The sequence below is a fragment of the Bacteroidales bacterium genome (genome assembly GCA_029210725.1).
Lineage (GTDB): Bacteria > Bacteroidota > Bacteroidia > Bacteroidales.
This window is the reverse complement of the sequence record JARGFM010000012.1, coordinates 90,873-116,267: the sequence shown is the minus strand read 5'-3', so window position 1 is coordinate 116,267 and position 25,395 is coordinate 90,873. Positions and strand designations below refer to the sequence as shown.

Genomic DNA, 25,395 nt, shown 5'->3' with positions numbered 1-25,395 from the left:
AATTCCAGCGCCAGGTTGTTACTTTTAAAATTTGTACCGGCGGCATATGGACGATTTATCGTTTTTGCAGAGTCTCAACACCGAGGCCATTGAAGAACTTTACCGGAAATACAGGGATAATCCCGATTCAGTGGATCCAAGCTGGCACCACTTTTTCCAGGGTTTCGACCTGGCCAGAAGAGATTACAGTCACCCCGAATCGGAGTCCCTCACTTTTGACGAAGAGTTTAAGGTTCTGAACCTGATCAACGGGTATCGGAAAAGGGGTCACTTATTCACCGAAACCAATCCTGTACGTACCCGCAGAAAATACTTTCCTACCCTCGATCTCGAGAACTATGGTCTGTCCGATGAGAACCTGGATACCGCATATTGGGCCGGAAAGGAGATTGGTTGCGGGAAAGCAACCCTGCGGGATATCGTGGATTATCTGAAGCAAACCTATTGCGGTCATATTGGATCCGAATATAAGTTCATTCGCATTCCTGAAAAGACCAGCTGGCTGACAACACACATCGAACAGGGAAAGAACCGGACCGTCTTCACCACGGAAGAAAAGAGAAAGATATATCATCACCTCGTTGAAGCAGTGGGATTTGAAAAATTCATACATAATAAGTTTGTAGGACAGAAGCGATTCTCCCTGGAAGGAGCAGAAATACTGGTGGCGGCACTGAACGACCTGGTGGACAAGGGAGCGGAGCTTGGCGTACAGGAACTGAATATTGGGATGGCACACAGAGGCAGGCTCAATGTACTGGCCAATGTTCTGAAAAAACCGGCACAAAACATCTTTAAAGAGTTTGAAGGGGAATCTTATGAGGAGCGGATCAGCCTGGGTGACGTAAAATACCATCTGGGTTACAGCAATACCGTAAGGACCAGCCAGGGGAAAGAAGTAGTGCTCAATATCGTTCCCAATCCATCGCACCTGGAATCTTCCTCCCCTGTCATTGAAGGTGTATCCAGGGCACGGATCGATCATATTTATGAAGGGGACAATCACAGGCTGGTACCCATTATCATTCATGGAGATGCCGCTATCGCAGGCCAGGGAGTAGTCTATGAAGTAGTCCAGATGTCGGAGCTGGACGGATACAAGACGGGAGGAACCATCCACCTGGTCATCAATAACCAGGTGGGATTTACCACCAATTACCTCGATGGACGCTCCAGCACCTACTGCACCGACGTTGGCAAAGTAATCAAAGCTCCAATCTGGCATGTCAATGGTGATGATGTGGAAGGATTGATCCACGTTATGCGAATGGCCATTGAATACCGGCAGCTGTTTCATTCGGATGTTTTTATCGATATACTGGCCTACCGTAAGTATGGCCATAACGAAGGAGATGAGCCTCGCTTTACACAACCTACTCTTTACGAGGCCATTGCCAGTCATCCCAACCCCAGAGATCTTTATAAGCAGGAGCTCCTCCGGCAGGGAGTGCTGAGCCATACAGATATCAGCAAGGCCGAAGCTGATTTTGACTCTCTTTTGGAAAAGCAGCTGGATGCAGCCAGAAAAGAGAAGAAAGTAAGCATTCAGCAATTTCTGGAAGCGCAATGGGAAGGACTAAGCTATGCCTCCCTGAGTGATTTTGAAGAACCTGTAGAAACAGGGGTTCCGGGTTCAACCCTGAAACGCATTGCCCGGAAATTACTCACTTTGCCCGAGGATTTGGTCTTCTTCCGGAAATCCATAAAACTGATAGAGGACCGGGCCGCCATGATCAAAGAAAACCGGGTGGATTGGGCCCTGGGGGAATTGCTGGCCTATGGTTCCCTGCTGCTGGAGAACCATCCGGTAAGAATCAGTGGTCAGGATTCGATCAGGGGGACCTTCTCTCACCGGCATGCCGGCATGGTCATGGAGGATACCACCGAAATCTATTTCCCCCTGAAGTATCTGGATGATAAGCAGGCACCCTTTCAGATTTTTAACTCCCCGTTGAATGAGTACGGGGTCCTGGGCTTTGAATACGGCTATGCGATGTCCGGCCCAAATAACCTGGTCATCTGGGAAGCCCAGTTTGGAGACTTTGTTAATGTTGCCCAGGTCATACTGGACCAGTATATTTCAAGTGCTGAAGAGAAATGGGGGGTGATGAATGGACTGGTTCTCTACCTTCCTCACGGGTTTGAAGGGCAGGGGCCCGAGCATTCCAGTGCCCGGATCGAAAGGTTTCTTAGCCTGGCTGCCGGATGTAATATGCATATTATCAACCCGACCTCTCCAGCCAACTTGTTCCATGCCCTGCGAAACCACATGAAGAAAGCGTCACGGGTCCCCCTGGTGGTTTTCACACCAAAAAGCCTGCTCCGTCATCCTCTCTGCATTTCCACACTGGATGAACTGGAACATGGAAAATTCATGCCGGTCGTTGACGATTCCGATAACGATCTGGAAGAGGTTCGTAGAGTGGTGCTGTGCAGTGGCAAAATCTACTATGATCTCCTGGCGCGAAAACAATTACTGGGAGCCAGGGATATTGCATTGATCCGCCTGGATCAGATCTTCCCCTTCCCCGATAAGGAGATTCAGAGGATTCTGAAAAAATACAAGAACAACATGCTCACCCTCTGGGTCCAGGAAGAGCCGGAGAACATGGGAGCCTGGTATTACATCCGGAATGCCTTGAAAAAAACAGAGGTGATCCCGGTGACCCGGCAGCCTTCCGGCAGTCCGGCAACCGGACTTTTCAAGCTGCATGAAATCAGTCAGAAGGAGATTATTGATAAAGTATTCCGGGAGTGTACCTGCGAACTCCTGAATGTCTACTGTGGGCTGCAATGTGTGATCGGAAGCTCACGGACCGAGATATTGAACCAACATTACTATTTCGAAAAAGAGAAACCCAAAACAAAGTAAAATGGCCCTGGAGATAAAAATACCCAGTCCCGGAGAATCCATAACAGAAGTTGACCTGACATCCTGGTTTGTGGAGGATGGTACTCTGGTTTCAAAAAACCAGGAGATTGGCGAAATTGAATCGGAAAAGGCGACCCTTCCCCTGATTGCCAGTGAGTCCGGAAAACTAAAAATCCTGGTACAGGAGGGAGAAACTGTCCGGGTAGGTGTAGTGGTTGCCTCCATTGATACCAGTGTGGAAGTTCCGGGCAAACCGGCAGAAACGCCAGTAGAAACCACGACAGAAACGTCCGTAAAAGCACCGGCGAAAGAGCCTGAAAAGACAAAAAAGCCGGATACTCCAGCTTCTGATCAGCAGCAGGTGAAAGTGACCCCGGTGGCCAAGCAAATGATGGATCAGGAAGGACTGTCGGTGGATGATATCATTCAGGGCTTAAGAAAGATCAGTGCAGGAGATGTAAAAAGGGTGATGCAGCATAGCGCCGGAGTCCATGTTCCCGGGAAAAACATGACGGCCTCCAGGGAAGAGGAGCGCAAGAAGATAAGCCAGCTCAGAAAAAAAATTTCCGAAAGACTGGTAAGTGTCAAGAATGAAACAGCGATGCTCACCACCTTCAACGAGGCTGATATGAGTGCCATCATGGCCATTCGGAAAAAATACCAGGAAACTTTTGTCCAGAAACATGGTTTGAAGCTTGGGTTCATGTCCTTTTTCGCAAAGGCAGTCACACAGGCCCTGCAACAATTTCCTGCTGTAAACTCTTACCTGGATGGAGAAGAAGTAGTCACCCCCGGCTATTGTGATATCGGTATCGCAGTTCAGACAGATAAAGGATTGATGGTTCCGGTTATCAGGAATACAGAGCTAATGAGCATGGCCCAGCTGGAACAACATATTGCCGATATGGCTGCCCGGGCCCGAAAAGCGCGACTCAGTATAGAGGAAATGAGTGGGGGTACCTTTACCATTTCCAACGGGGGCTTCTATGGATCCATGCTATCCACTCCTATCCTGAATCCACCTCAATCCGGAATCCTGGGAATGCACAATATTCTGGAAAGGCCGGTAGCCATTTATGGAAAAGTGGAAATCAGACCTATGATGTACATAGCCCTCAGTTATGACCACCGTGTCATCGACGGCAAGGATTCTGTGGGCTTCCTGAAGACTGTGAAAGAGTTGCTTGAAGAGCCGGCCCGACTGATCTTTGGCGAACAATCGCCCGAGCAGTTTCTGCTGGAGCTTTAGAAGCGGCTAATAGTATTCCAGCACACGGGTGATGGCCATCTCCGGAGTGATCTTTTCTTCCCCGTTATAGACCAGCCGGAGGGTCCAGTTCCCATGATCATCAAACTCGCTGTATTCGTATTGCTGTGTTGCAGATCTGGAACCATCGAGCTCCTGTTGGTACATTTCTACAAGCAGGTTCTTTTCGTAAATATGGTGGACAATGACCTCCCGGTTATTCACAACCTGCACCTGCCGCTCAATCCTCCCCTTTGAATCGTAGTAAGTGGATCCTTCAAAAGTGAGCCTGTCTTCCTGCCAGACTTCATAATTAATCTGATCTTCTGAAACCCTGTCCATGACTGTGCGGGAAAAAAGGACCATCCTGGAGTGTTTTGGAGTCATCTGAAACCTGGTAAAATAGGACTCTTCGACCAGTTCTCCATTCTCTCGTCTTACCGTAGAAAGGTTAGTCGTATCGCCACAATCACTCATACTCATAGCCTGTATATAGTTCCCTTCCTCGTCATACTCCACTACTCGGTAGCCATTGGCACAATCCGTACCGGCCACCCACTTCTCATTCTCATAGGTAGCATCACACTGAAACTCATTGGTCGCCTTTACCTTTCCCTTTAATCCTCTGCGATCCAAATCGTTAAGATTTCCGGCACAGGAGCTGAGAATTGCTGCCAGGAATAAGGCGGACAGGCTTGAAACTGCTTTCATAAGTGGACCGTATTAATTTAAGAACCAAAAGTAACTGTTCCCTTCCACATCACAAAATAACAGTCTACCTGTTATTGATAAAACCCATGACCTGGGCAACCATCTCCTTTTGCTCCCGGGTAGAGGCCATGGATTCAGCTTTCACAAAAGAGGACTTTGCCTCTTCCCTGTCCTGAAGAAAGAAGTGAACCATCCCCTGATAGAAAAAGTAATCAAAATGCTCCTCCAGTTCAATACACTTCGCATACCACTCAAGCTCTTTCTTCAATAAAAGTTCCGTCTGATATTGCTGATCCATGTCTGTGATCTGCGATGCGGCACTATAAAGCCACCGGTGATCATTCTTCCGATCCGTTGCAAATCGCTGATCTACATAGGCGATCAGTTCACTGGTATTGTCTGTATAGTAATAGTATTGAATGAAAGGAAGCGACCTCAGATCCCAGGCTCCGCTCTCTTTTTCCACCAATGGAGCAAGTTCGTTGGCCATCTTACTAACCAGGTCGATGCGTTCCTCCTCCACGGCTTTTACCAGGGTATTATTATAAATCTTCTCCATGGCCAGCATATAGTCCTCTTTCAGTACCTGTCTCAGTCGTTCTGCATCCGAGGCGAAACCCTCCCACCACGCATCGTCCTGATCCATGTAAAAAGCCATTACCCTGATATCATTATCCGATAGCCTGGCCTTTGATTTTATTACTTTTTCGACGTATTCAGAAGCAAGCTCTTCAGCCTTTTCCTGGTCTCCCATTTCGCGCAACACGGAAATATAGTCTGCAAATCCTTCATCCTCCAGAGAACCTTTCAGGTAGGCGGCCCTGTAAATCTTGACTTTTTTATATCCTTCATTAGCTGCCATTAATGAGCTAATCAGCTCTAAAGGAGGAGTGAACCCCACAATCTTACTTACCCGCTCACCATCATCACTGAAAATAAACATACTGGGATAGCCCTCCAGCTTCTGCTCCGAAGCATAGATACGTCCATAATCTGATTCACCATCCATCCTGACACTTACATAATGAGCATTCATATAGTCAGCCACGGAAGAGTCGGTATAGACCTCCCGGTCCATGATCTTGCAGGGACCGCACCAGGAAGCGTAAACATCTACAAATAACATCAACATCTGGTCCGATGCCTTTTTTTGCGCAGCTTTCATCTCCTCCGCTGTTCTGATTTCAGTAAACTCAACCTGCGCGTCCAGGATCCCGGGAGTAAGAAAAAGAAGCAATAAGAGGATGTTGGTTATTGTCTTCATATAATAAGGGATTTGAGACTATAACGAATATGTGTACCAATTGTTATCAGATACAACTCAAAACACCGCAATCTTTCAATAGCTCGAGGTAAACTTTCGACTCATTCTCCCAACACAGATCAGAAGCGGCAATTTGAAGCGCCTCCTTCCAGGCACCTCCGGACCTCTCTATCAGCATATACCTGATGATGGCTGCCAGTTTTTCCGGATCCCGTTCCTTGGTAGTAATCCCGATACCGTAAGAATCCACGATCCGGCTCATCTCCGGGAGTGCAGAACAGAGCACAGGTATCCCGCACTGAATATAATCGAATAACTTATTGGGAAGCGAATAACGATAACTTAATCCCAGATCCTCCTCCAGGGATATCCCGAGATCAGACTGGCAGGTTAGCAGAAGAAGATCTTCAGGCGCAACTCTTCCCCTGAATTCAACCCGGTCGCCCAGTTGCTTTTGTGCCACCCTTTGCATGAGGATATTTTCAATATCTCCAGAACCAACCACCAGAAAAAGAACATGATCCAGGTATTGCATGGCATCAATCATCAATTCCAGACCCCGTCCTACATTCAGGGAACCCTGATAAATGATTCTCTGCCTCTGCTTCCCTTTGATTTTCTGTAAGGGAGTATGTTTAAGCCTTTCCGGGACATTTCTGACCACCCTGAAGCGGGTTCCGTATAAACGCCGGTAGATGGTTGCTATGGAATAATTGACCGTAACTGCATACCTGAGCTTTGGCAGCATCATTCTCTCGATCCATTTCCAGATCGACTGGACCCTTTTCCTTTGGATCAGTTCTGGAACCTGGGTAAACAGTTCATGACTATCATAAATCAGGGGCACTCTCCGTATCCTGCTGACAATGAAATTAGCCGGCAGAGTATCCAGATCGTTGGAAACCAGAAGTTCCGGTTTCCTTGCAAGTAAGAGCGTTATTAATAACCTCAGGTTAAAAAAGGTATATAACAGAGGGCCGCCAGTAAACAGCATCCGGTATCGCCGTAATCTAAAGGGACTGTGGAGCAGATCGGGACTCTGCGGGAGTCTGCGGCCAATGCAGGTAACTTCAAATCCCTGCCCGGCCAGGAGCTTTGCCACCCGGCTGATGCGCTGATCAGTTGCCAGATCATTAATCACCGATATATAGGCCCGTTTCAAGATTATGCCTGAAAATTTAAAGATAGGAATTAGAGTGATGGCAGCGGAACAAATCATTGCTATATTTCCTCTATAAATCCATAATATGATATGCCATAGTTTTTTTTGCGTTTTGGCGAACGAATTTCCTCTGCAGGTTTGACCAGAAGCTGGTATTAACCTATGCCTGTGTGCTTAAAATTCAATTGACCTGTTTAATGTCGAGGTTGCCCACAAATACTTTTGTGAGCCTTTCCATCATAAATATAGCCGGCCTTTACGTAACTGTGTATCCGAGCTGTTCCAGTTTTTCAATTTCTTTTCTATGGTAGTTTACCTTCATTTGCAACCTTTTAGGATCATATACTGGTAAAAACTTTGGATTAAATGGCTCATCCTCACTAAGTACATGCCAGACTACGGTTAATAATTTTCTTGCAATAGCTATGAGGGCCTTTTTACGTGATTTTCTTATGCATAGCTGCTCAAACTTGGTTTTATAGAATGATCCTTTGGTCCGGGATGCCGCCCACGCACATTGTACTATAATCCTTCGAAGGTATTTATTACCGTGGGTTGTAGCTGTGCTTTTATACTTTCCGGCACTTTCATCATTCCTTGGACGTAATCCCGTCCAGCCGGTAAGTTTGCCGCTGTTTTCAAAGGCCTCCATATTCCCGCCTGTTTCTGATATAATCTGCATGGCTGCCTGTTTACCCACTCCAGGAATGCTTTGCAGTAATTCCATCTGATGGCTAAAGTGTAATTCACAGATCTCTTCCATTTTTCCTTCTAACGCCTTAGATTGCTCCGTGTATAGCTTAAATTGTTCATAGGCAAGGGCGAGAGTAAAACGGTGGTGCTCCTCAATATGACCATCCAGAGACAACCTAACCAGATCTCCTTTTGCGTTGACCGTCCTGGAATGGATGCAGCAGGCCAACTCTTCCACGGTATCTTCTCCTGCTATGGTTTTCTCAACAACCTTGAGCACACTTAATCCGCTGTTTTGGCTTACAAGAGAAGTAATTCGGATATTGCTTAGCTCCATTGCCCGCTCCATTTCCTGCGTCGAGCGGACTATTAGGGCCCTTGTTTTGACAAACTGACGACTGTAAGTACGCAGCTGACGGATGGTCTTATCCGGAACCAAGCTGCCACGCAATAGACCTTTATGAAGCAACTTGGCTATCCACTGAGCATCTTTGATATCACTCTTCCTGCCTGGCATCTGCTTGATCAGATAGGGATTCACAAGCATAAGCTCAAATCCCATCTTTTCAAGGATATTCCATACCGGGATCCAATAGATACCCGTGCTTTCAATGGCTATCCTCTTAACTCCCTCAGAATGTAAATAATTCCCCATTGTTTGAATGGGTTCGGTAAAAGTTAAATACTCCCTAACTTCTCCATACTTTTTCCCATCGTAGACGGCACAAAAAATCGTATCTTTATGCACGTCAAGGCCGCTGACTTTCATAAGCTTAAGTTTTTCTAAGTTTAACAAACAGAGACTGAGCTTCGAGCTCGTATAACAAAGGTAAAGCAGTGGCCTTGATTTTTATTTGCCTGTGTAAAATCTTACTCTGGCTGTTGATAATCTATACATGATTTTATGTATGTTTAAACCAATGATCCATATACACCACAATCAATCCCTGAAAGCGTTCAATAGTTTTGGACTGGATGCCAGGGCATCCCATTTTGCCAGGCCCCATGATATGGAGACCTTGCAGGAATTGCTGGACCATAAAGCGCCCGGCCACATTCCCCGTCTGGTCCTGGGAGAGGGAAGTAATATTCTGTTCCGGAACAATTTCGAAGGTTTGATCATACAACCCGGCATGAAAGGGATCGAATTGAAGGAAGATCATGGAGAGGAAGTGGTGGTGCGAGTAGGTGCCGCGGAGAACTGGGACCACTGGGTAGCTTCTGCCATCGAAAGGGGCTGGTATGGACTGGAAAATCTGAGTCTGATCCCCGGCTCGGTGGGCTCATCGCCTGTACAGAACATCGGTGCATACGGGGTAGAGCTCAAAGACCGGTTTGAATGGCTGGAGGCCTGGGACATGCAGCAAAACAGGCGAGTTCAACTGGATCATCAGGCCTGCCGGTTTTCTTACAGGAACAGTATTTTTAAAGGGGATACTTCAGGGAGATATATTATTACACATGTGGCTTTCAGATTGAAGCGGGAGCCCGATCTTCAACTTGAATATGGAAATGTCCATGAGGAGTTTACAAAGGCAAACGGAAGTACACCCCTGGATCTTCGTAAGGTCATAACAAGCATCAGGAATGCAAAATTACCCGACCCGGCCCGGTATGGAAATGCAGGAAGTTTTTTCAAAAATCCAATGGTCGACAGAACCATCTACAACTGCATCCGTGTGGAATATCCGGAGGTTCCCTTTTTTCCAAACAACAGAAATCAGATGAAGATCCCTGCAGGCTGGTTGATTGAGAAAGCGGGCTGGAAAGGGAAACGGATAGGGAATGTGGGTACCTGGCCCTTGCAGGCCCTGGTAATCATTAACTACGGAGGAGCCTCCGGACAGGATATTTTCGATTTTTCAGAAAAAATCGTCGAGGATGTGGATCGTATTTTTGGGGTCACCCTGGAGCGCGAAATAAATGTGATCTAGCAGCTTTCTGCCTACTTATAGATTCGTTTCCTATTCAAAGCCCTCTGGTATTCTCTGGCATTTTTCAGGTGCTGAGAGTAATCCCGGGCAAAGGCATGATAACCGCTGAAATCAGCTTTGGCACACATGTATAAATAGCGGTGCTTTTCAAAATCCAGAACCCCGTCAATGGCCGATACAGATGGAATGGAAATGGGTCCCGGCGGCAGCCCTTTGAACTTATAGGTATTGTAAGACGATTCGATCTCTTTATCCTCATTCAGGATCCGCTGCCTGGAAAAGTCACCCAGTGCATATTTCAGGGTAGGATCGGCCTGCAGGGGGATGCCCTGTTCCAGGCGGTTCAGATACAGGCCCGCCACCCGGCTGTTTTCATCATCATAGAGGGTCTCTTCATCCACTATGGATGCCAGTGTTGTCACCTCTGCCCGCGTCAGCTTCATCTTCTCTGCCTTCCGGTCACGGCCCCCTTCCCAGAACCTTTCATATTCGAGTTTCATACGATCGGCAAATTCCTCCGGCGATGTATTCCAAAAAAACTCATAGGTTTCCGGAATAAACATCGAGGAAAATGCCGCTGCATCAAACCCATATTTGGAAGGCAGTTCTTTATCCCCCAGATAGGTTGCAAGTGTTACAGAATCCAGCTCAAGGTACTGGGACACTTTTCCTGAAAGGTGATTCAAAGTACGCACATTGTTAAAGACCACCATCACCGGGTCCTGATTACCGGAACGCAGCATATTGACCAGTTCATTATTGGTAAACCCGTTAGGGATCTTGTATCTTCCAGGATTCACCTTTGTATCGTATCCCTTCTTCAGGGCCACCCACTCAAAAGATTTACTGTTTTCGATGATCCCCTGATCCTCCAAACCTGCAATCACCGCTTCAAAACTGGAACCGGAAGGAACGTAGAAGAGTTCATGTTCCGTATCCAGCATTACATTGGGAACAAAAACCCTGGAGTAGAGCTTATACACTACCAGTACCATAATCACCAGTCCCAGGAACACCACCAGCATGGAAATTCTCACTGCTTTACCCATTTGCCGGCTCCGCCTTCTTTCAAACTTAACCATAGCTTAAAATTTTGCTTTGCTTACAAATGTAACAGAATTCAGCAACAGAAGCTATCTTTGAGCTATGGATAGAGTGAAGACTGTGGCCCTTGTGGCACACGACAACCGCAAAGCCGACCTCATGGAGTGGGTCGATTACAATGCCGGTAAACTGGCTAAACATCACCTGATCTGCACAGGCACCACAGGGAGGATGGTTGAAGAAACCCTGGCTGAAAAATCGAATACTCCCCAATCACTGATAAAACTGAAATCGGGACCCCTTGGAGGTGATATGCAACTGGCTGCCCTGGTTTCTGAAGGAAAAATCGATATCCTGGTTTTCTTCTGGGATCCAATGTCTGCCCAACCCCATGATGTGGATGTAAAGGCCCTGTTAAGGATTTCCGTACTCTACAATGTCCCCACAGCCAGTAACCGGTCAACTGCTGATTTCCTCATTGATTCACCGCATTTTGAAAGCAGGTACAATAAGATCCTGAAGGATTACAGCCTGTATATCCACAGGGACCTTGACCAGTCCTGAGACCTATTTGAGCGCTGCCAGCGCTTTCTTCAGCCGCTGCATGGCCTTTTCCAGATTCTCATCCGAATTGGCATAGCTGATCCTCACACAGCCATCGGCGCCAAAGGCAGATCCGGGTACCGTGGCGATATGGCCCACCTCGAGCAGGTAAATACACAGGTCCATATCGGTCTCTATTTTCCGTCCATCCAACGATTTTCCAAGGTAAGCACTCAGGTCAGGGAAAACATAAAAAGCTCCTCCCGGAATAGCACATTTAACCCCTTCAATGCTGTTCACATGTTCCAGGATCAGGTTACGGCGCCGAAGAAAGGCATCACGCATTTCTTTCACACAGCTCTGGTCACCGGTGAGCGCCTCCAGGGAAGCACGCATGGCAATGGAGGTGGCACCGGAGGTCATCTGCCCCTGTAGCTTCACGCAGGCCTTTACCAGCCATTCGGGCCCGGCCATATACCCGATTCTCCATCCGGTCATGGCATATCCCTTGGAAACTCCATTAATAATTATACAGCGGTCTTTGATCTCTTCAAATTGTGCGATTGACTCATGACCACCAACAAAGTTGATATGCTCATATATCTCATCAGCAATGACATAAACACCGGGATGTCGGGCTATCACCGAGGCCAGGGCGGCCAGTTCCTCCCTGGTATAAACGCTCCCGGTCGGATTGGAAGGCGAACAGAGTAACAGCGCCTTGGTTTTGGGAGTAATGGCCGCTTCCAGTTGCCCGGGGGAGATCTTGAACTCATCTTCCACCGTGGTGTCCAGAAACACATTCACTCCTTCGGCAATCTTCACCTGTTCGGCATAACTGACCCAGTAAGGAGCCGGAACAATCACCTCCTCCCCTTTATCGATCAGGCACATGATCACATTGGCCAGAGAGTGCTTGGCACCTACACTAACCATGATATTGGAGGTTTTGTAATCCAGATTATTCTCCCGTTTGAATTTCTCAACGATGGCTTTCAGCAGATCGGGATAACCAGCTACAGGGGCATAGTGGTGCCAGGGACCATCGATGGCATTTTTGGCAGCCTCCCTGATATGCTCCGGAGTTATAAAATCGGGCTCCCCCACACTGAGGTTGATCACGTCGACCCCTTTTTCCTTCAATTCACGACCCTTTTGATTCATAGCAATGGTAGCTGATGGAGAAAGGGAATTGATTCTTGCTGAAAGTTGTTCCATAGGTAATACTTTTTAATGGTTGGTCAGTTAGATTTCATGGTCTAAAAGTACGCTTTTCGTTATAATTTGCATTAATATTGCATAGCTCAAGTTTCAAAAAAAAATCAACATGGAGGTAATACTTGAAATCCTTAAGTACACCATACCCGCACTGATCGTGTTTCTCACGGTGATGGTGATGCTCCGGACCTGGTCCAGGAACGAGGACCGAAGAAGAAAAAATGAATTTAATATGCACCTAAGCGATGATATCCTTCCGGTCCGTCTTCAGGCTTATGAACGCAGTATCCTTTTGCTGGAACGTATATCCCCGGAAAGCATAGTCATACGTGTAAGCCGTCCTGATTTTACTGCCCGACAGCTTCAGCAGGAACTCCTCAACAACATCACCTCTGAATTTGAACATAATATTGCCCAACAGACCTACCTGAGCAGCGAAGCATGGGAAAAAATAAAGGGCGCAAAAAACCAGGTGATAAATCTGGTCAATGAAACTGCCAAAGAGGTAAAGCCCGATGCTTCAGCCCCCACCCTGGGTAAACTGATCCTGGAACGTTTACAGGAATTAAACAACCCCCCGTCTCAGGTCGCCATTGACTTCCTGAAACAGGAGGTCAGAATGCTGTTTTTCTAAGGCTATTTAATCAATTCCACACTCCTCTTCACAAAGGCTGCAAGATCTTCACCTTTAAGCTGATTATTGGCAAGCAGGGCCAGATCTATTAATTGCTTCACTAACTTCTGACTCTTCCCGTGTTTCTTAAGCATCTCAATGCGCTTATCTTCAAGCTCGCTTAACTTTTTGTTGACCGCTTCCATCTGGTCTTTCTCACTCTGGGGAATCTCCTCCTCCTTCTTTCCTTCTTTGGCTTTTTCCAGCAATTGCTGCTCTTCCGATAAGCCACCTTTCTCGATGCGAAGCTCCTCCAGCTTTTTCCCAAGTTTCTTTTCAGTCTGCTCCACAATCTTTCCGACCAGAGGGTGATTGGCATTCACCACCAGGTTATAAGAATCAGGGAAATTACCATACATGGAGGCCTGACCGCTCATCTCCTGCATATCTTTCATACGGCGCATGAATTCACTTTGGGTAATCATCACCGGAGGGTCCCCTTCAGACAGGGATTCATAACTTACATAATAATACATTTCCTGTCCGGGAAGATGTGCCTGGAAAACCGGAGTCAGATCTGCTTCCTGGGAGGAAGTCAGCTTGGACTCCCTGGTCTCATCCTTCTCAATGAGCTTGTCCACGATCTCTGAATCGACACGTGCAAACCTGCACTCGTTCAACTTGGTTTCCAAATGGTTCAGGAAATGGGTGTCCAGCTGACCATCCATCAGCAGCACATCATATCCTTTGGCTTTTGCTGCCTCTATGTAGCTGAACTGCCCGTCCTTTTCTGTGGCATATAGATAAACAAGCGTCTTGTTCTTATCGGTCTGCTTCTCCCTGATCAAATCTTCATACTCCTTCAGCGTAAAATACTTCCCGTCTACGTTCTTCAACAGTGCAAACTTCTCTGCACGTTCATGAAACTTCTCCTCCGAAAGCATTCCATACTCAATAAATAGTTTCAGGTCATCCCATTTCTTCTCGAACTGCTCCCGGTCATTCTTAAAGATCTCTTCCAGGCGGTCGGCCACCTTTTTGGTGATATGAGATGATATCTTTTTTACATTGGAGTCGCTCTGCAGATAACTTCTGGAAACGTTCAGGGGGATGTCCGGTGAATCCAGCACCCCGTGAAGGAGGGTCAGAAACTCCGGAACAATTCCTTCCACCGAGTCGGTTACAAATACCTGGTTGCTGTAAAGCTGTATTTTGTTTTTCTGAATCTCGATGTTGTTTTTGATCCGCGGGAAATAGAGGATTCCGGTGAGGGTGAAAGGGTAGTCCACATTCAGGTGAATATTGAACAAAGGCTCGTCGCCTATGGGATACAATTTGCGGTAGAACTCGTTGTAATCCTTATCCTTCACCTCTGAAGGCAGAAGGGTCCATAGCGGTTTGGTGTCATTGATCACCCTGTCTTTGTCCAACTCCACTTCCTTACCATCTTTCCACTCCTTCTCCTTTCCAAATGCGATCTCTACGGGAAGAAACTTACAATACTTATCCAGCAACTCGTTGATCTTGTTCTCTTCCAGAAATTCCTTACTGTCTGAGTCAAGATGAAGCCTTATGGTGGTCCCCCGGTCCTTCCTGTCGTTCTCCCCAAGACTGTATTCCGGGCTTCCATCACAGCTCCATGAAACCCCTTTGGCTCCATCCTGCCAGGATAGGGTATCAATTTCAACCTTGTCTGAAACCATAAATGAGGAGTAAAAACCAAGGCCAAAATGACCGATAATGGCGTTACTGTCCTTTTTATATTTTTCCATGAAATCTTCGGCACTGGAGAAGGCTATCTGGTTTATGTACTTCTCCACCTCCTCCTTAGTCATCCCGATTCCCGCATCTGAAACGGTAAGAATTTTCTTCTTCTTATCCACATTGACCCGGATAGTGAGATCTCCGAGTTCTCCCTTAAAATCTCCCACTGAAGCCAGTGTTTTCAACTTTTGTGTGGCATCAACCGCATTTGAAATCAGTTCCCGCAGGAATATCTCATGATCAGAGTACAGGAATTTCTTAATAATGGGAAAAATGTTCTCTGTGGTAACATTGATCTTACCTTTCTGCATCGTTCAACTATTTTAGGTTTTACATTTGACCACGGAAGTGTCAAAGGCTATGCCAAGTACTTAAAACTGACGGAATGTCAGTCTGCATTCCTGGCATCGATATCAGCACGGTAGATCCAGTGCCCTTCTTCAAATTCCAGGCCGTCAAAGGAGCCGTCGGGTCCATAAAACTCAAAGTTGTTTTCATAGATGGGATGAAAGGGTGCCAGGTGATCGAAGGTAATCATTCCTATTCCCGGGTCGTAGCGAACCGATATGGCTACCTGCTTGGCGTACTCCAGAACAAGCCGATCCACGAAATCGCGGCCGTTAAAAAAAAGTGATCTGGCAAACAGGGGCTCGTTCCGCTGAATGACCATCACCTCCACACTCTTGATGGTGGAAAGCATATTGTTAAAGTCCATACCCAGAAGAGTATAGAAGGTCTTTCGTTTGTAGGTGTTTGTTAATACCTGGTAGTAGAGTTTTCCATACCAGTCGGTTTTCGACTGGTCATACTTCACCATTCCCCGCTGGGGCTTCCCGTTATCCTTCAGTTCGTAAAGCCTGATTTTTCCCTTTTTCAGTTCAATCTGAATCAGACCAAAGTAACGGTAGTGGTCCTTATCATCCTCCACATGCCAGGAAAATACCCTCATTCGTTTATCCTCGGAGCGTATGACCCCTATTTTGTCCAGACGATTCCAGGGGAAATCCAGAGAACCGGGCATGGAAAGCGCTACGGTCATCTCCAGTTTTATAGTTTCAAGAAGAAATTCTTTATCGGAAATACTATCCCCATAGAGTTGATTAAAAAGGCCCTGAAGCCGGGATTCCGCTTTTACAAGTTCCAGATAGGCCGGCTCCTGAGCATGAAGCGACAGGTGGAAAAAAAGTAAGAAAAAAGTGCCAAAAAATCTGATCATATCACTTAATGAACGAAAAAATACTCCGAACGAAAAAATACTCCGTTTTCTTGTCAGGCCAGGCCATCCAGCGTAGCCATAATTCGTTCCATGGATTCATCGGCCTCATGATCTGAGATGATCAGCGGAGGAGCTATCCGGAACGAATTGTCTGAAAACAAAAACTGATCAATGATCAGTCCATTCTCAAAAGCTCTGGAGATAAAGCGGCTCACCTGTATCTCCGAATCAAGCACTACAGCAAGAAACAATCCTCTTCCCCTAATCCGCTTGATCACAGGATGTTTCAACCCGCCCCGGTAACGCTGCTCCATCTTTAAAGCACGGGCCACCAAACCCTCTTCCTCAATTAATTTTTGAGCTGCCAGACCAGCCGCGCAGCATACAGGATGGCCACCAAAGGTGGTGATATGCCCCAGGGGTGGATCGAAGGTTAACTTACTCATTAGCTTCCTGGAAGCCACAAAAGCCCCCAAAGGCATTCCTCCTCCAAAGCTCTTCGCCAGGCATAGAATATCGGGAACAATGTCAAAATGTTCATAAGCCATGAACTTTCCGGTCCTTCCCATCCCCGTCTGAATCTCATCCAGAATCAACAAGGCACCCGACTCGTCACACTTACGCCGTAACTGGATCAGATAATCCCCGGATGGTTCAATGATCCCTGCTTCAGCCTGAATGGGCTCCACGATAACGCCGGCCACACCCTTATGAATGAACCCAAGGTCCTCCTTATGGTTGAACCGGATATGTTGGATCCCCGGCAACAGGGGCAAATAACCCGATCTCCCCTTCGCATCCCCGAGTATACTCAAGGCGCCCTGGGTTCCCCCATGGTAGGCCTTTTCAAAAGCAATAAAATCGCTTCTTCCTGTGGCCCGCTTTGCCAGCTTCATGGCCCCTTCAAGGGCTTCACTACCCGAATTTACAAAATAAACATTATCAAGACATCGGGGCAATCGCTCTGTCAGCCACTGGGCATATGCCACCTGGGGCGATTGAACAAACTCCCCGTAAACCATGGTGTGCATATAAGTCTCTGCCTGATCCTGAACTGCTTTCACCACAACCGGGTTCCCGTGCCCTACAGCAGATACGGACACCCCCGAAACCAAGTCGATATAGGCTTTGCCCTTGATATCATAAAAATAAATCCCTTCAGCTCTTTCGATCTCAAACTGAAGGGAAGATTCAGATGTCTGCGCCACGTAGCGGAAAAATAGCTGCCGCCTGGAAACCATATATTACTTAATGATCAGGTTGATATCCCTCATTAATTTCTCCTTGTAAGATTTTCCGATGGGGATGGATTTGGCACCATCCTCCACTTTAATAATCACCGAGTTATCTTCTATAACATTGATGCAACTGGTATTTACAATATAAGAACGATGAACGCGGGTAAATTTATTGGTCGGCAGTTTCTGCTCAATGGCCTTCATAGTGAAGTGAATGGTATACTTATCAGAGAAGGTATTGAAAATTACATAATTTTCCAGGGCTTCAACCCAAAGAATATCATCGTACTTCAACTTGACCAGAGTCGCATTCTTTTTTATGAAGATTTCATCTTTACCAATCTGTTCGGCTGTCATCTGCTCAAAGCGCTTAAAAGCTTTGGAAACAGCCCTGTAGAAACGGCCATAATCCACCGGCTTAAGCAAATAATCGGTTACATCATACTCATAAGAATCAACCGCATACTTCCCTTTTGAGGATACAATAATGATCTGTGGAGGATTTTTCAGGGTATTAAGAAGCTCAATTCCAGTCATTTCAGGCATCTCAATATCCAGGAAGATCAAATGGATATCATCATGTTTCTTAAGAAGGTTGATCCCTTCGACCGGATCCCCGCTGGAAGACACTAACTCCAATCCATCGGTTTTCTGGATAAACTCCTCAATAATCCGCCTGGAAAGCGTATCATCATCTATTATCATGCAATTCATCACCATAGTGTTTTGTCAAACAAAGGATAAGGCTTATCTAAGGAAATCCTCTGTTAATCAAAGATAACTAAAGTATGGAAATCCAATGCACCGGGAGCCTAAAAATAGGGGCGATATTCTTTAATGAACTTATTCTCAATCTGTTTTGACATCTTAATACTTGTGCGTAACCATTTAAGCAACAAGTGGTTTCGTTCCTTTTCATCCAGACGCCATGATAGTGATGATAATTCCAGGCGTTTCCTGAGTGAATAAAGGATAATGGCAGCGGAAACCGAGATATTATAACTCTCAGTAAATCCAACCATGGGAATCTGAATATACTCGTCAGCAAGTTCCAGCGCCCGTTCTGTTAGTCCGTTCAGTTCAGTCCCGAACATCAGGGCCGCCTTGCCCCTCTCCAGGTCAAAGTCCTCAGGAGTGCTTCCCTCTTTGTAGGGAGATGTGGCCACAATGCGGTATCCATTCTTCCGTAATGAATCAATACTTTTGCAAATATTGTCCCTTCCTTCCCTGTAATAGTGCAGAGTGAGCCACTGCTCCGAGCCAAGGGCCACATCCCGGTTGATCTCATACTCATTATTCTCCTCCACTATATGTACATCCTGGATTCCATTACAATCGCAGGTACGCAGCACTGCCGAAGCATTATGCGACTGGTAGATATCCTCAATCAATACAGTGAGGTAACGCGTACGATCTCCCAAAACCTGTTTAAAAAGGGAAAGCCTCTTTTCAGTGATACATCCCGAAAGATGCTCTATCAGGTCCAGTTCCAGTTGGTCCATAATTCAAAATTATGTAAAAAAAAAGGGAGCGAAACGCTCCCTATTTAATGCAGTTCAAATATTTTTACTTGACAGCGTCACTGAGCTCACTTCCAGCTTTGAACTTCACAACTTTCTTGGCAGCAATTTTAATCTCTGCTCCTGTTTGCGGATTACGGCCGGTCCTCGCACCTCTTTCAGAAACTGAAAAAGATCCAAATCCAACAAGTGCAACACGGGTACCTTTCTTCAATGCATCAGTAGTAGTAGTGATAAAAGCATCAAGAGCCCTTTTGGCATCTGCCTTAGTCAGATTAGACTCAGAAGCAACAGCATCTATTAATTCTGCTTTGTTCATAATAAATGAAATTTAAGGGTTAGTAAAATGTTTTCTTAACTTTTCTAGCCAAATTCTATACAAATATAATTTTTTCTGATACCCCACCAAGAATCCCCTGCAAAAAAATCGCTGAAATGTGTATAAATACTGAGATTCCCCCACTATTCCAGGCATAAATACGGCCATTTTCGCCGTTTTCTTTTTGCAGAATATTTCTTCTGCAAGGTCCGCCAATACTCACTTTTGTCAAAGTCAACTTAAAATATACAAATTTTCCTCTTTACACATCCCCTTTCCAGCCATAATCTTCTGCTTTTTCAGCTCCAAAAAGCAAAATTTTACTAATTTCGCGCCCGGAGGAATGGCAGAGTGGTCGAATGCGGCGGTCTTGAAAACCGTTGTACCGTAAGGTACCGGGGGTTCGAATCCCTCTTCCTCCGCAAAGATTCGAAAAACCCGTTTGCACAGCAAGCGGGTTTTTTATTTGTAGCTTCCCGAGCCAGGCTTGCCTGAGCGAGGAGAAGGTGCAAATAAAAACCAAAGATGCACAAAGTGCATTTTGCGTTTTTCGAATCTGTGCAGGTCTCCCCCAATGGGATCATGAGCGAAGCGAGTAATCCCCTCTTATCCTCTCAGGGATCAGGAGCAGCAAGGCTGCGAGTAATCCCCTCTTATCCTCTCAGGGATCAGGAGCAGCAAGGCTGCGAGTAATCCTCCCGATGAAAGATTTCCCGGATCCAAATAAATATGCACAATGCATGGCTTTCCCTGTAATTATAATTACTTTACAGGTACTATTTATTAAACCTAAAACCCAATCAAAATGAAAAGAATCTTACTGTTTGTGGCCATTCTTGCCCTATTGGTGTATTCCTGCGAAAAGGATCCTGGCATTGAACCAGGGCTAATAGACAATGAGAGCGAAACAAGCTTTGCCGATGATGTGATTCCCGGAGTTTACATTGTTCAACTCGATGGAGCCATCTCCTCACTTAAATCAACCCTTGCAGATGAAACTGCCCGTAAGGCCCTGGTCTCAGAGGAAGCATCCCGCATTCTTCAACGAACCGGAGTTGATGGAAAGTCTCCGAATAGAATTTACGGATCCGCTTTCAAAGGCTTTTCCGTATCTCTGAGTGAGGAAGAGGCATCAGCCCTGAAAAAGCAGGAGGGAGTGAAAGGTGTCTGGGAGGACCGGATCGTTACCCTCAAAAAACCCGGAACTGTACCTACGGATCCACCTGCCCAATCGGTACCTTATGGAATTACCAGGGTTGGCAGCATCACCTATACAGGAAGCCATGTGGCCTGGATCATTGATACGGGAATCGATCTGGATCATCCCGATCTGAACGTGGACGCCTTAAAATCCAAAACATTTGTGATCAGAACCACTAGCCCGGAGGACGATAACGGACATGGATCCCACTGTGCTGGTATTGTTGCCGCCATTGATAATGAGATAGGTGTGGTTGGAGTTGCTGCCGGTGCCACAGTGGTCGCGGTGAAGGTACTCAACCGCAGGGGATCAGGAACCATGACCGATATCATAGCAGGAGTGGACTACGTGGCCGCCAATGCCCAGCCAGGTGATGTAGCCAACTTAAGCCTTGGGGGCAGTGTTTATGATCCCATTGATGAAGCTGTAATAAACCTGGGAGCTTCAGGCGTATTTGTAGCACTTGCTGCCGGAAATGAAAGTGATGATGCCAACAATCATTCTCCTGCCCGCGCTAACGGAACCAACCTTTATACCGTTTCGGCCATGGATATCAACGATAACTTTGCATATTTCTCTAACTATGGAAATCCGCCAATAGATTATTGCGCCCCGGGTGTAAGTGTCTTATCCACCTACAAAAGTGGAGGTTATGCCACCATGAGCGGGACCTCCATGGCTGCCCCCCATGTATGTGGATTATTACTGGCGACCGGTGGAAACCTGTCAAGTGACGGATATGTGAATAGTGATCCGGATGGAGAACCCGATCCCATAGCACATAATTAACTATTTCGTGACATCCCGAAGAAGAGGCTGTCTCTACAGGGGCAGCCTCTTTTGCGTTATTCTAATCAGTGCAGGACCCCCTCTCTGGGATCAGGAGCATCAAGGCTGCGAGTAATCCCCGATTAACCCTGTTAACACCCAACCTTCTTTGCTAAATTTGCATCCTACAGTCACAAACCGACGAACCCATGAAAAAGTCCAGTCTGTTTCCGATCCTCCCGATCATTGCTGCCTGCCTCACTTTCTCCTGCGAGAAAACAGATCCGGTGGAAAAAGAAATTCCAAAAATAACCCTGCATAAAAAAGCCGCAGAAATTATCCAGGCAGATAATGCTTTTGGCTTTGAACTATTCAAAGAGCTTTGTCAACTGGCAGAAGGACAAAACCTGATGATCTCGCCTCTGAGTGTCTCTTACGCACTCGGGATGACCTACAACGGAGCAGAGGGAGCCACCCTCCAGGCATTTAATGAGGTATTGCATTTCAGCGGACTGTCGACCGAAGAGGTCAACGAAAACTACAAAGACCTGATGGATCAGCTGCTGGTCCTGGACGACCAGGTGGAATTCGCCCTGGCCAACAGCATCTGGTACCGGCAGGGCTTCCAGGTATTTCCCGGATTTATCGCGGTCAACCGGGACTACTTTGATGCGGTCGTGGAAGAGGTCGATTTCACAGATCCTGCAACAGTTGATATCATTAACCAGTGGATCGAAGATAAAACCAACAACAAAATACAGGACATGCTGGACGAGATCCCTGATTACGCCGTCATGTACCTGATCAATGCCATCTATTTTAATGCCACCTGGAAATATGAGTTCGAAAAAACGGAAACCCGGGAAGGGGAATTCACTCTCTCTGATCTGTCCCCCCACCAGGTCGATTACATGCATGTGGAAGGAAATTTTCAATATATCAGCAATAACGATTTCACAGCCGTTGAATTGCCTTATGGAGACAGCGCTTTCAGCATGCTGGTAATGCTTCCCTCTGATGGAAAAAACGTGGATGAGCTGACAGGACTCCTGGATATTGGAAAATGGAACGACTGGTTCGAAAGCTCCCTGTACACCGGAGTTCACGTGGAACTCCCCAAATTCAAGTATGAATTTAAAGAACTACTCAACATCCCTTTGAAAAACCTGGGGCTGGGTATTGCCTTTTCTGACACGGCCGACTTTTCCAAAATAACCAGCTCCATGCAGATCTTTATTTCCAGGGTCATTCATCAGACTTTTATTGATGTGCAGGAGGAGGGCACCGAGGCCGCCGCAGCCACCATCGTTGAGATGAGAAATCTAAGCACCCAGGGAGGCGGATCCCCCATCTATTTCAAAGCGGACCGGCCCTTTCTTTACCTGATTAAAGAAAACTCCACCGGGGCCATCGTTTTTATGGGGAAGGTTGAAAAGCCTGAATACCAGGAGTGATCTGCGGCCAGCTGCAGCCAGATCAGGTTCCTTCCCGGGAGTGAGGGGAAAACTCTTAAAGTTCGTATATTTAGTTTCTGAACCTAAGTCCTGCACCAATGAGAAAAATCTTTCTTGCAATTCTGGCCACTGCTTTCCTGATGGCCTGTAACACACCACCCAAACCTGCCGGTACAGAGGCAGCAGAACCAAACGCTCAGCCCGATAAAATGGAATGGTGGAGAGATGCCCGCTTCGGCATGTTCATCCACTGGGGCCTATATTCCATCCCAGCAGGCGAGTTCAATGGCAAGCGTACACCGGCCAGGAATGCGGAATGGATCATGCACCACCTGCAGATTCCCATTGCTGAGTACGAGAAGTTAGCCCCACAGTTTAATCCCGTGAAGTTCGATGCGGAGCAGTGGGTCGGTATAGCCAAAGATGCAGGAATGAAGTACATCGTGATCACCTCCAAGCACCACGATGGGTTTTGCCTCTGGGATTCCGAGGTCAGCGATTACGACATTATGGACTCCACTCCCTTTGGACGGGATATCCTGGAAGAGCTTGCGGAAGCCTGCGAGAAACAGGGCATCACCCTGGGCTTTTACCATTCCATCATGGACTGGCACCATCCCCAGGCCCAGGCTATCTGGGAACCCGATTACAATAAATGGCGCGGAGATTCGGTGGGCAACCCGGAGTTCCCCCGGTATTACGAAAACTACCTCAAACCGCAGGTGAAGGAACTGATGGAGAAGTACCCCACCAGGATCATGTGGTTTGATGGTGAATGGGTGCCGGCCTATACTACAGAGATGGGCAAGGACCTCTACAAGTTTATCACGGATATGGATCCGGAGATGATTGTAAACAACCGGGTAGATAAGGGCCGCCAGGGCATGGCAGGCATGAATGCCGAGGGCGATTTTGCCGGAGATTTCGGCACTCCCGAGCAGGAAATTCCTGATACAGGGATCGAAGGGGAGGACTGGGAATCATGCATGACCATGAACGATACCTGGGGCTTTAAACATTTTGATCACAACTGGAAGTCCGATACCATGCTTATCCGCAACCTGGTGGACATAGCCTCCAAGGGGGGCAACTTCCTGCTGAATGTGGGACCAACAGCAGATGGACTGATCCCCGCTCCCAGTGTGGAAAGGCTTTTGTCTGTAGGTCAGTGGCTGAATATGAACGGGGAAGCAATTTACGGAAGCCAGGCCAGTCCTTTCAGCAAGCCGGATTGGGGCCGTTATACGAGTAAGGGGGAGTCGGTTTATGCCGTGGTGTTCGACTGGCCGGCTGACGGGAAACTATGGTTGGAAAACGGTGGTCGAAGCTTCACCAAGGCTACCCTGCTGGATGGGAAAATGGAGCTGGAGATGAAACCGAAAGATGGCGGCATGCTCCTGAGCCTGCCAGCCAAAGCCCCGGATGAGATCGCATCAGTGATCCTGCTGGAATAAGGATGAATCCCAACTTTGCATTTTGCCGGCACTCGGAGCCCGAATAGAGATCAACGATCCCTTCTGCCTTCCCGACCCCGTTTACTACAATGGTGAATAGATGCTTTCCGGGATAATGCTTCCTGGTCGACATATCCTCAAAGGAATACTTCCTGGTAATGGGGTAGCTCCCGGCTTCAAAGTCAGCCTCCTTAATCTGAAATATCTTGCGCGAGGTCTTCCCATTGGCTTTGACATAATCCACTCCATATTCCAGCCTCACCCGTTGGATTCCCGGATCTCTAAGCTTAATCTCAAAGGAAAACTTCAATGCGGCGCCAATGGAAATTGATTGTGGATCGAATGATAAATTCTCTACAATTATTTCCCCGGGATCGGAAAAACCAAAAAGCATTAAAGCCCGCTTGTTCCCCTCCTTCAGCAGGGTACGGCAGGCTCTTTTCACGATCCAATCCGTGTGCTTATGATGGCCGTACCACCTTTCACAAACATCCAGCACCTTATCCGGATGGTCCTTGGAGATATCGTTCAGATTATTGGCCACGCTCTTTCGCACATATTCCTCCGGGTCCTCCTTCAATATTTCCAATATCTGGAAGATGGGAGCCGGATCCTTTTTAAACATGGGCAATGCCTTGGCCCACGGAAGACGGGGGCGACAACCCTCACTGGCCAACCGGCGCAGGTGAAGGTTTTTTTCCCTGGCCAATTCCTCCAGATAAGGCATGGTTCTTTCCGGATCCTTCAGCAGGAAAGGACGAACAGCGAATTCCGAACTGCACAAACCTGTAAATAAAGCCAGAGCAGGAAGCGATAATTCCCAATGATCCAATCCTTTCATTTCCACAAAATCCGGGAAGACCAGGGCATTAAATCCCCCGAACCGGGGAGCAATTTCAGTCAGTATGGCCAGGGCTTCCCGGTAATCCACGGGCAATGTTTCTGCCAGACAGCTGGTAACATGATGCATCTTCTGCTTCAGCTCCTGGCTTCCCCAATCATCCGCATAAACCAGGCTGTTGAACTCAGCCATATCAAATCCGGGATAGACTTCCTTAATGGCCTCTCCCAGTTCCTTAATGAATTCATTTGAAAAAAACAGATCTTTCAGTCTTTCTGTCATTAGTCTCCGTTGTTTTTAGTCCTTCTTTGCGAAAGCCA

General features: G+C 47.0%; 21 protein-coding genes and 1 tRNA gene. 9 read left to right on the top strand and 13 right to left on the bottom strand.

Translation table 11 applies throughout. From position 1 onward, the window contains the following. The first annotated feature begins 46 nt into the window (after positions 1-46). Together P1P86_08665 and odhB are read left to right on the top strand one after the other, a co-directional pair. A complete protein-coding gene (locus tag P1P86_08665; protein MDF1575245.1) occupies positions 47-2,872 on the top strand; it encodes a 2-oxoglutarate dehydrogenase E1 component in 2,826 nt (941 codons plus the stop codon). 1 nt (position 2,873) lies between these two features. Beyond that, positions 2,874-4,121 (top strand): 2-oxoglutarate dehydrogenase complex dihydrolipoyllysine-residue succinyltransferase, encoded by a 1,248-nt coding sequence (odhB, locus tag P1P86_08660; protein MDF1575244.1) that lies wholly within the window; start codon positions 2,874-2,876, stop codon positions 4,119-4,121. A gap of 6 nt (positions 4,122-4,127) precedes the next feature. On the opposite strand, the gene P1P86_08655 is transcribed toward odhB, so the two are convergent. From P1P86_08655 to P1P86_08640, 4 genes are all read right to left on the bottom strand, one after another. Beyond that, positions 4,128-4,829 (bottom strand): hypothetical protein, encoded by a 702-nt coding sequence (locus P1P86_08655; protein MDF1575243.1) that lies wholly within the window; start codon positions 4,827-4,829, stop codon positions 4,128-4,130. Between the two features lie 64 nt (positions 4,830-4,893). Next, positions 4,894-6,093, bottom strand: coding sequence for a thioredoxin family protein (locus tag P1P86_08650; GenBank protein MDF1575242.1), 1,200 nt, complete (start codon positions 6,091-6,093; stop codon positions 4,894-4,896). A gap of 46 nt (positions 6,094-6,139) precedes the next feature. Continuing rightward, on the bottom strand, positions 6,140-7,255 hold the full coding sequence (locus P1P86_08645; protein MDF1575241.1) for a glycosyltransferase: 1,116 nt from the start codon (positions 7,253-7,255) through the stop codon (positions 6,140-6,142). 256 nt (positions 7,256-7,511) lie between these two features. After that, positions 7,512-8,717 carry an IS110 family transposase gene (locus tag P1P86_08640; protein MDF1575240.1) on the bottom strand — a complete coding sequence of 402 codons (1,206 nt, stop codon included), beginning with the start codon at positions 8,715-8,717 and terminating at the stop codon, positions 7,512-7,514. Positions 8,718-8,868: 151 nt separating this feature from the next. Here P1P86_08640 and murB point away from each other — a divergent pair, with 151 nt between their 5' ends. Then, positions 8,869-9,882, top strand: a complete 1,014-nt coding sequence (gene murB / locus P1P86_08635) for a UDP-N-acetylmuramate dehydrogenase (protein ID MDF1575239.1) — start codon at positions 8,869-8,871, stop codon at positions 9,880-9,882. A gap of 11 nt (positions 9,883-9,893) precedes the next feature. On the opposite strand, the gene mltG is transcribed toward murB, so the two are convergent. After that, positions 9,894-10,964 carry an endolytic transglycosylase MltG gene (gene mltG / locus P1P86_08630; GenBank protein MDF1575238.1) on the bottom strand — a complete coding sequence of 357 codons (1,071 nt, stop codon included), beginning with the start codon at positions 10,962-10,964 and terminating at the stop codon, positions 9,894-9,896. 64 nt (positions 10,965-11,028) lie between these two features. Here mltG and P1P86_08625 point away from each other — a divergent pair, with 64 nt between their 5' ends. Then, positions 11,029-11,490 carry a methylglyoxal synthase gene (locus tag P1P86_08625; GenBank protein MDF1575237.1) on the top strand — a complete coding sequence of 154 codons (462 nt, stop codon included), beginning with the start codon at positions 11,029-11,031 and terminating at the stop codon, positions 11,488-11,490. 3 nt (positions 11,491-11,493) lie between these two features. Here the strand turns inward: P1P86_08625 and P1P86_08620 are convergent, their stop codons facing one another. Beyond that, positions 11,494-12,687, bottom strand: a complete 1,194-nt coding sequence (locus P1P86_08620) for a pyridoxal phosphate-dependent aminotransferase (GenBank protein MDF1575236.1) — start codon at positions 12,685-12,687, stop codon at positions 11,494-11,496. A gap of 109 nt (positions 12,688-12,796) precedes the next feature. On the opposite strand from P1P86_08620, the gene P1P86_08615 reads away from it, so the two are divergent. Then, positions 12,797-13,321, top strand: a complete 525-nt coding sequence (locus tag P1P86_08615) for a hypothetical protein (GenBank protein MDF1575235.1) — start codon at positions 12,797-12,799, stop codon at positions 13,319-13,321. 2 nt (positions 13,322-13,323) lie between these two features. On the opposite strand, the gene htpG is transcribed toward P1P86_08615, so the two are convergent. The 6 genes from htpG to P1P86_08585 form a co-directional block, all read right to left on the bottom strand. Next, positions 13,324-15,375, bottom strand: coding sequence for a molecular chaperone HtpG (gene htpG, locus P1P86_08610; protein MDF1575234.1), 2,052 nt, complete (start codon positions 15,373-15,375; stop codon positions 13,324-13,326). A gap of 77 nt (positions 15,376-15,452) precedes the next feature. Further along, positions 15,453-16,280 carry a hypothetical protein gene (locus tag P1P86_08605; protein MDF1575233.1) on the bottom strand — a complete coding sequence of 276 codons (828 nt, stop codon included), beginning with the start codon at positions 16,278-16,280 and terminating at the stop codon, positions 15,453-15,455. 53 nt (positions 16,281-16,333) lie between these two features. Continuing rightward, positions 16,334-17,521: an aspartate aminotransferase family protein gene (locus P1P86_08600; protein ID MDF1575232.1), complete on the bottom strand. Its 1,188-nt coding sequence runs from the start codon at positions 17,519-17,521 to the stop codon at positions 16,334-16,336. A gap of 3 nt (positions 17,522-17,524) precedes the next feature. Beyond that, complete coding sequence (locus P1P86_08595; GenBank protein ID MDF1575231.1) at positions 17,525-18,232, bottom strand: LytTR family DNA-binding domain-containing protein; 708 nt, start codon at positions 18,230-18,232, stop codon at positions 17,525-17,527. Positions 18,233-18,330: 98 nt separating this feature from the next. Continuing rightward, positions 18,331-19,020 (bottom strand): RNA methyltransferase, encoded by a 690-nt coding sequence (locus P1P86_08590; protein ID MDF1575230.1) that lies wholly within the window; start codon positions 19,018-19,020, stop codon positions 18,331-18,333. Between the two features lie 64 nt (positions 19,021-19,084). Further along, positions 19,085-19,357 carry an HU family DNA-binding protein gene (locus tag P1P86_08585; protein ID MDF1575229.1) on the bottom strand — a complete coding sequence of 91 codons (273 nt, stop codon included), beginning with the start codon at positions 19,355-19,357 and terminating at the stop codon, positions 19,085-19,087. Positions 19,358-19,694: 337 nt separating this feature from the next. Here P1P86_08585 and P1P86_08580 point away from each other — a divergent pair. The 4 genes from P1P86_08580 (at position 19,695) to P1P86_08565 (ending at position 24,234) form a co-directional block, all read left to right on the top strand. Beyond that, positions 19,695-19,779, top strand: a tRNA-Ser gene (locus tag P1P86_08580). A 383-nt stretch (positions 19,780-20,162) separates the two neighbouring features. Continuing rightward, positions 20,163-21,347 carry a S8 family serine peptidase gene (locus P1P86_08575; GenBank protein ID MDF1575228.1) on the top strand — a complete coding sequence of 395 codons (1,185 nt, stop codon included), beginning with the start codon at positions 20,163-20,165 and terminating at the stop codon, positions 21,345-21,347. A 188-nt stretch (positions 21,348-21,535) separates the two neighbouring features. Then, positions 21,536-22,780 carry a serpin family protein gene (locus P1P86_08570; protein ID MDF1575227.1) on the top strand — a complete coding sequence of 415 codons (1,245 nt, stop codon included), beginning with the start codon at positions 21,536-21,538 and terminating at the stop codon, positions 22,778-22,780. 98 nt (positions 22,781-22,878) lie between these two features. Further along, positions 22,879-24,234, top strand: a complete 1,356-nt coding sequence (locus P1P86_08565; GenBank protein MDF1575226.1) for an alpha-L-fucosidase — start codon at positions 22,879-22,881, stop codon at positions 24,232-24,234. Here P1P86_08565 and P1P86_08560 read toward each other — a convergent pair. Next, entirely contained in the window at positions 24,119-25,357 is a 1,239-nt protein-coding gene (locus tag P1P86_08560; protein MDF1575225.1) for a DNA alkylation repair protein, read from the bottom strand. The genes P1P86_08565 and P1P86_08560 overlap by 116 nt on opposite strands. Between the last annotated feature and the right edge of the window lie 38 nt (positions 25,358-25,395).

What these genes read in the sequence shown, in the direction of transcription:
- P1P86_08665 (MDF1575245.1), top strand. Translation starts at nt 47, where the DNA reads ATGGACGATTTATCGTTTTTGCAGAGTCTCAACACCGAGGCCATTGAA.
- odhB (MDF1575244.1), top strand. Translation starts at nt 2,874, where the DNA reads ATGGCCCTGGAGATAAAAATACCCAGTCCCGGAGAATCCATAACAGAA.
- P1P86_08655 (MDF1575243.1), bottom strand. Translation starts at nt 4,829, where the DNA reads ATGAAAGCAGTTTCAAGCCTGTCCGCCTTATTCCTGGCAGCAATTCTC.
- P1P86_08650 (MDF1575242.1), bottom strand. Translation starts at nt 6,093, where the DNA reads ATGAAGACAATAACCAACATCCTCTTATTGCTTCTTTTTCTTACTCCC.
- P1P86_08640 (MDF1575240.1), bottom strand. Translation starts at nt 8,717, where the DNA reads ATGAAAGTCAGCGGCCTTGACGTGCATAAAGATACGATTTTTTGTGCC.
- murB (MDF1575239.1), top strand. Translation starts at nt 8,869, where the DNA reads ATGATCCATATACACCACAATCAATCCCTGAAAGCGTTCAATAGTTTT.
- mltG (MDF1575238.1), bottom strand. Translation starts at nt 10,964, where the DNA reads ATGGTTAAGTTTGAAAGAAGGCGGAGCCGGCAAATGGGTAAAGCAGTG.
- P1P86_08625 (MDF1575237.1), top strand. Translation starts at nt 11,029, where the DNA reads ATGGATAGAGTGAAGACTGTGGCCCTTGTGGCACACGACAACCGCAAA.
- P1P86_08620 (MDF1575236.1), bottom strand. Translation starts at nt 12,687, where the DNA reads ATGGAACAACTTTCAGCAAGAATCAATTCCCTTTCTCCATCAGCTACC.
- P1P86_08615 (MDF1575235.1), top strand. Translation starts at nt 12,797, where the DNA reads ATGGAGGTAATACTTGAAATCCTTAAGTACACCATACCCGCACTGATC.
- htpG (MDF1575234.1), bottom strand. Translation starts at nt 15,375, where the DNA reads ATGCAGAAAGGTAAGATCAATGTTACCACAGAGAACATTTTTCCCATT.
- P1P86_08605 (MDF1575233.1), bottom strand. Translation starts at nt 16,280, where the DNA reads ATGATCAGATTTTTTGGCACTTTTTTCTTACTTTTTTTCCACCTGTCG.
- P1P86_08600 (MDF1575232.1), bottom strand. Translation starts at nt 17,521, where the DNA reads ATGGTTTCCAGGCGGCAGCTATTTTTCCGCTACGTGGCGCAGACATCT.
- P1P86_08595 (MDF1575231.1), bottom strand. Translation starts at nt 18,232, where the DNA reads ATGAATTGCATGATAATAGATGATGATACGCTTTCCAGGCGGATTATT.
- P1P86_08590 (MDF1575230.1), bottom strand. Translation starts at nt 19,020, where the DNA reads ATGGACCAACTGGAACTGGACCTGATAGAGCATCTTTCGGGATGTATC.
- P1P86_08585 (MDF1575229.1), bottom strand. Translation starts at nt 19,357, where the DNA reads ATGAACAAAGCAGAATTAATAGATGCTGTTGCTTCTGAGTCTAATCTG.
- P1P86_08575 (MDF1575228.1), top strand. Translation starts at nt 20,163, where the DNA reads ATGAAAAGAATCTTACTGTTTGTGGCCATTCTTGCCCTATTGGTGTAT.
- P1P86_08570 (MDF1575227.1), top strand. Translation starts at nt 21,536, where the DNA reads ATGAAAAAGTCCAGTCTGTTTCCGATCCTCCCGATCATTGCTGCCTGC.
- P1P86_08565 (MDF1575226.1), top strand. Translation starts at nt 22,879, where the DNA reads ATGAGAAAAATCTTTCTTGCAATTCTGGCCACTGCTTTCCTGATGGCC.
- P1P86_08560 (MDF1575225.1), bottom strand. Translation starts at nt 25,357, where the DNA reads ATGACAGAAAGACTGAAAGATCTGTTTTTTTCAAATGAATTCATTAAG.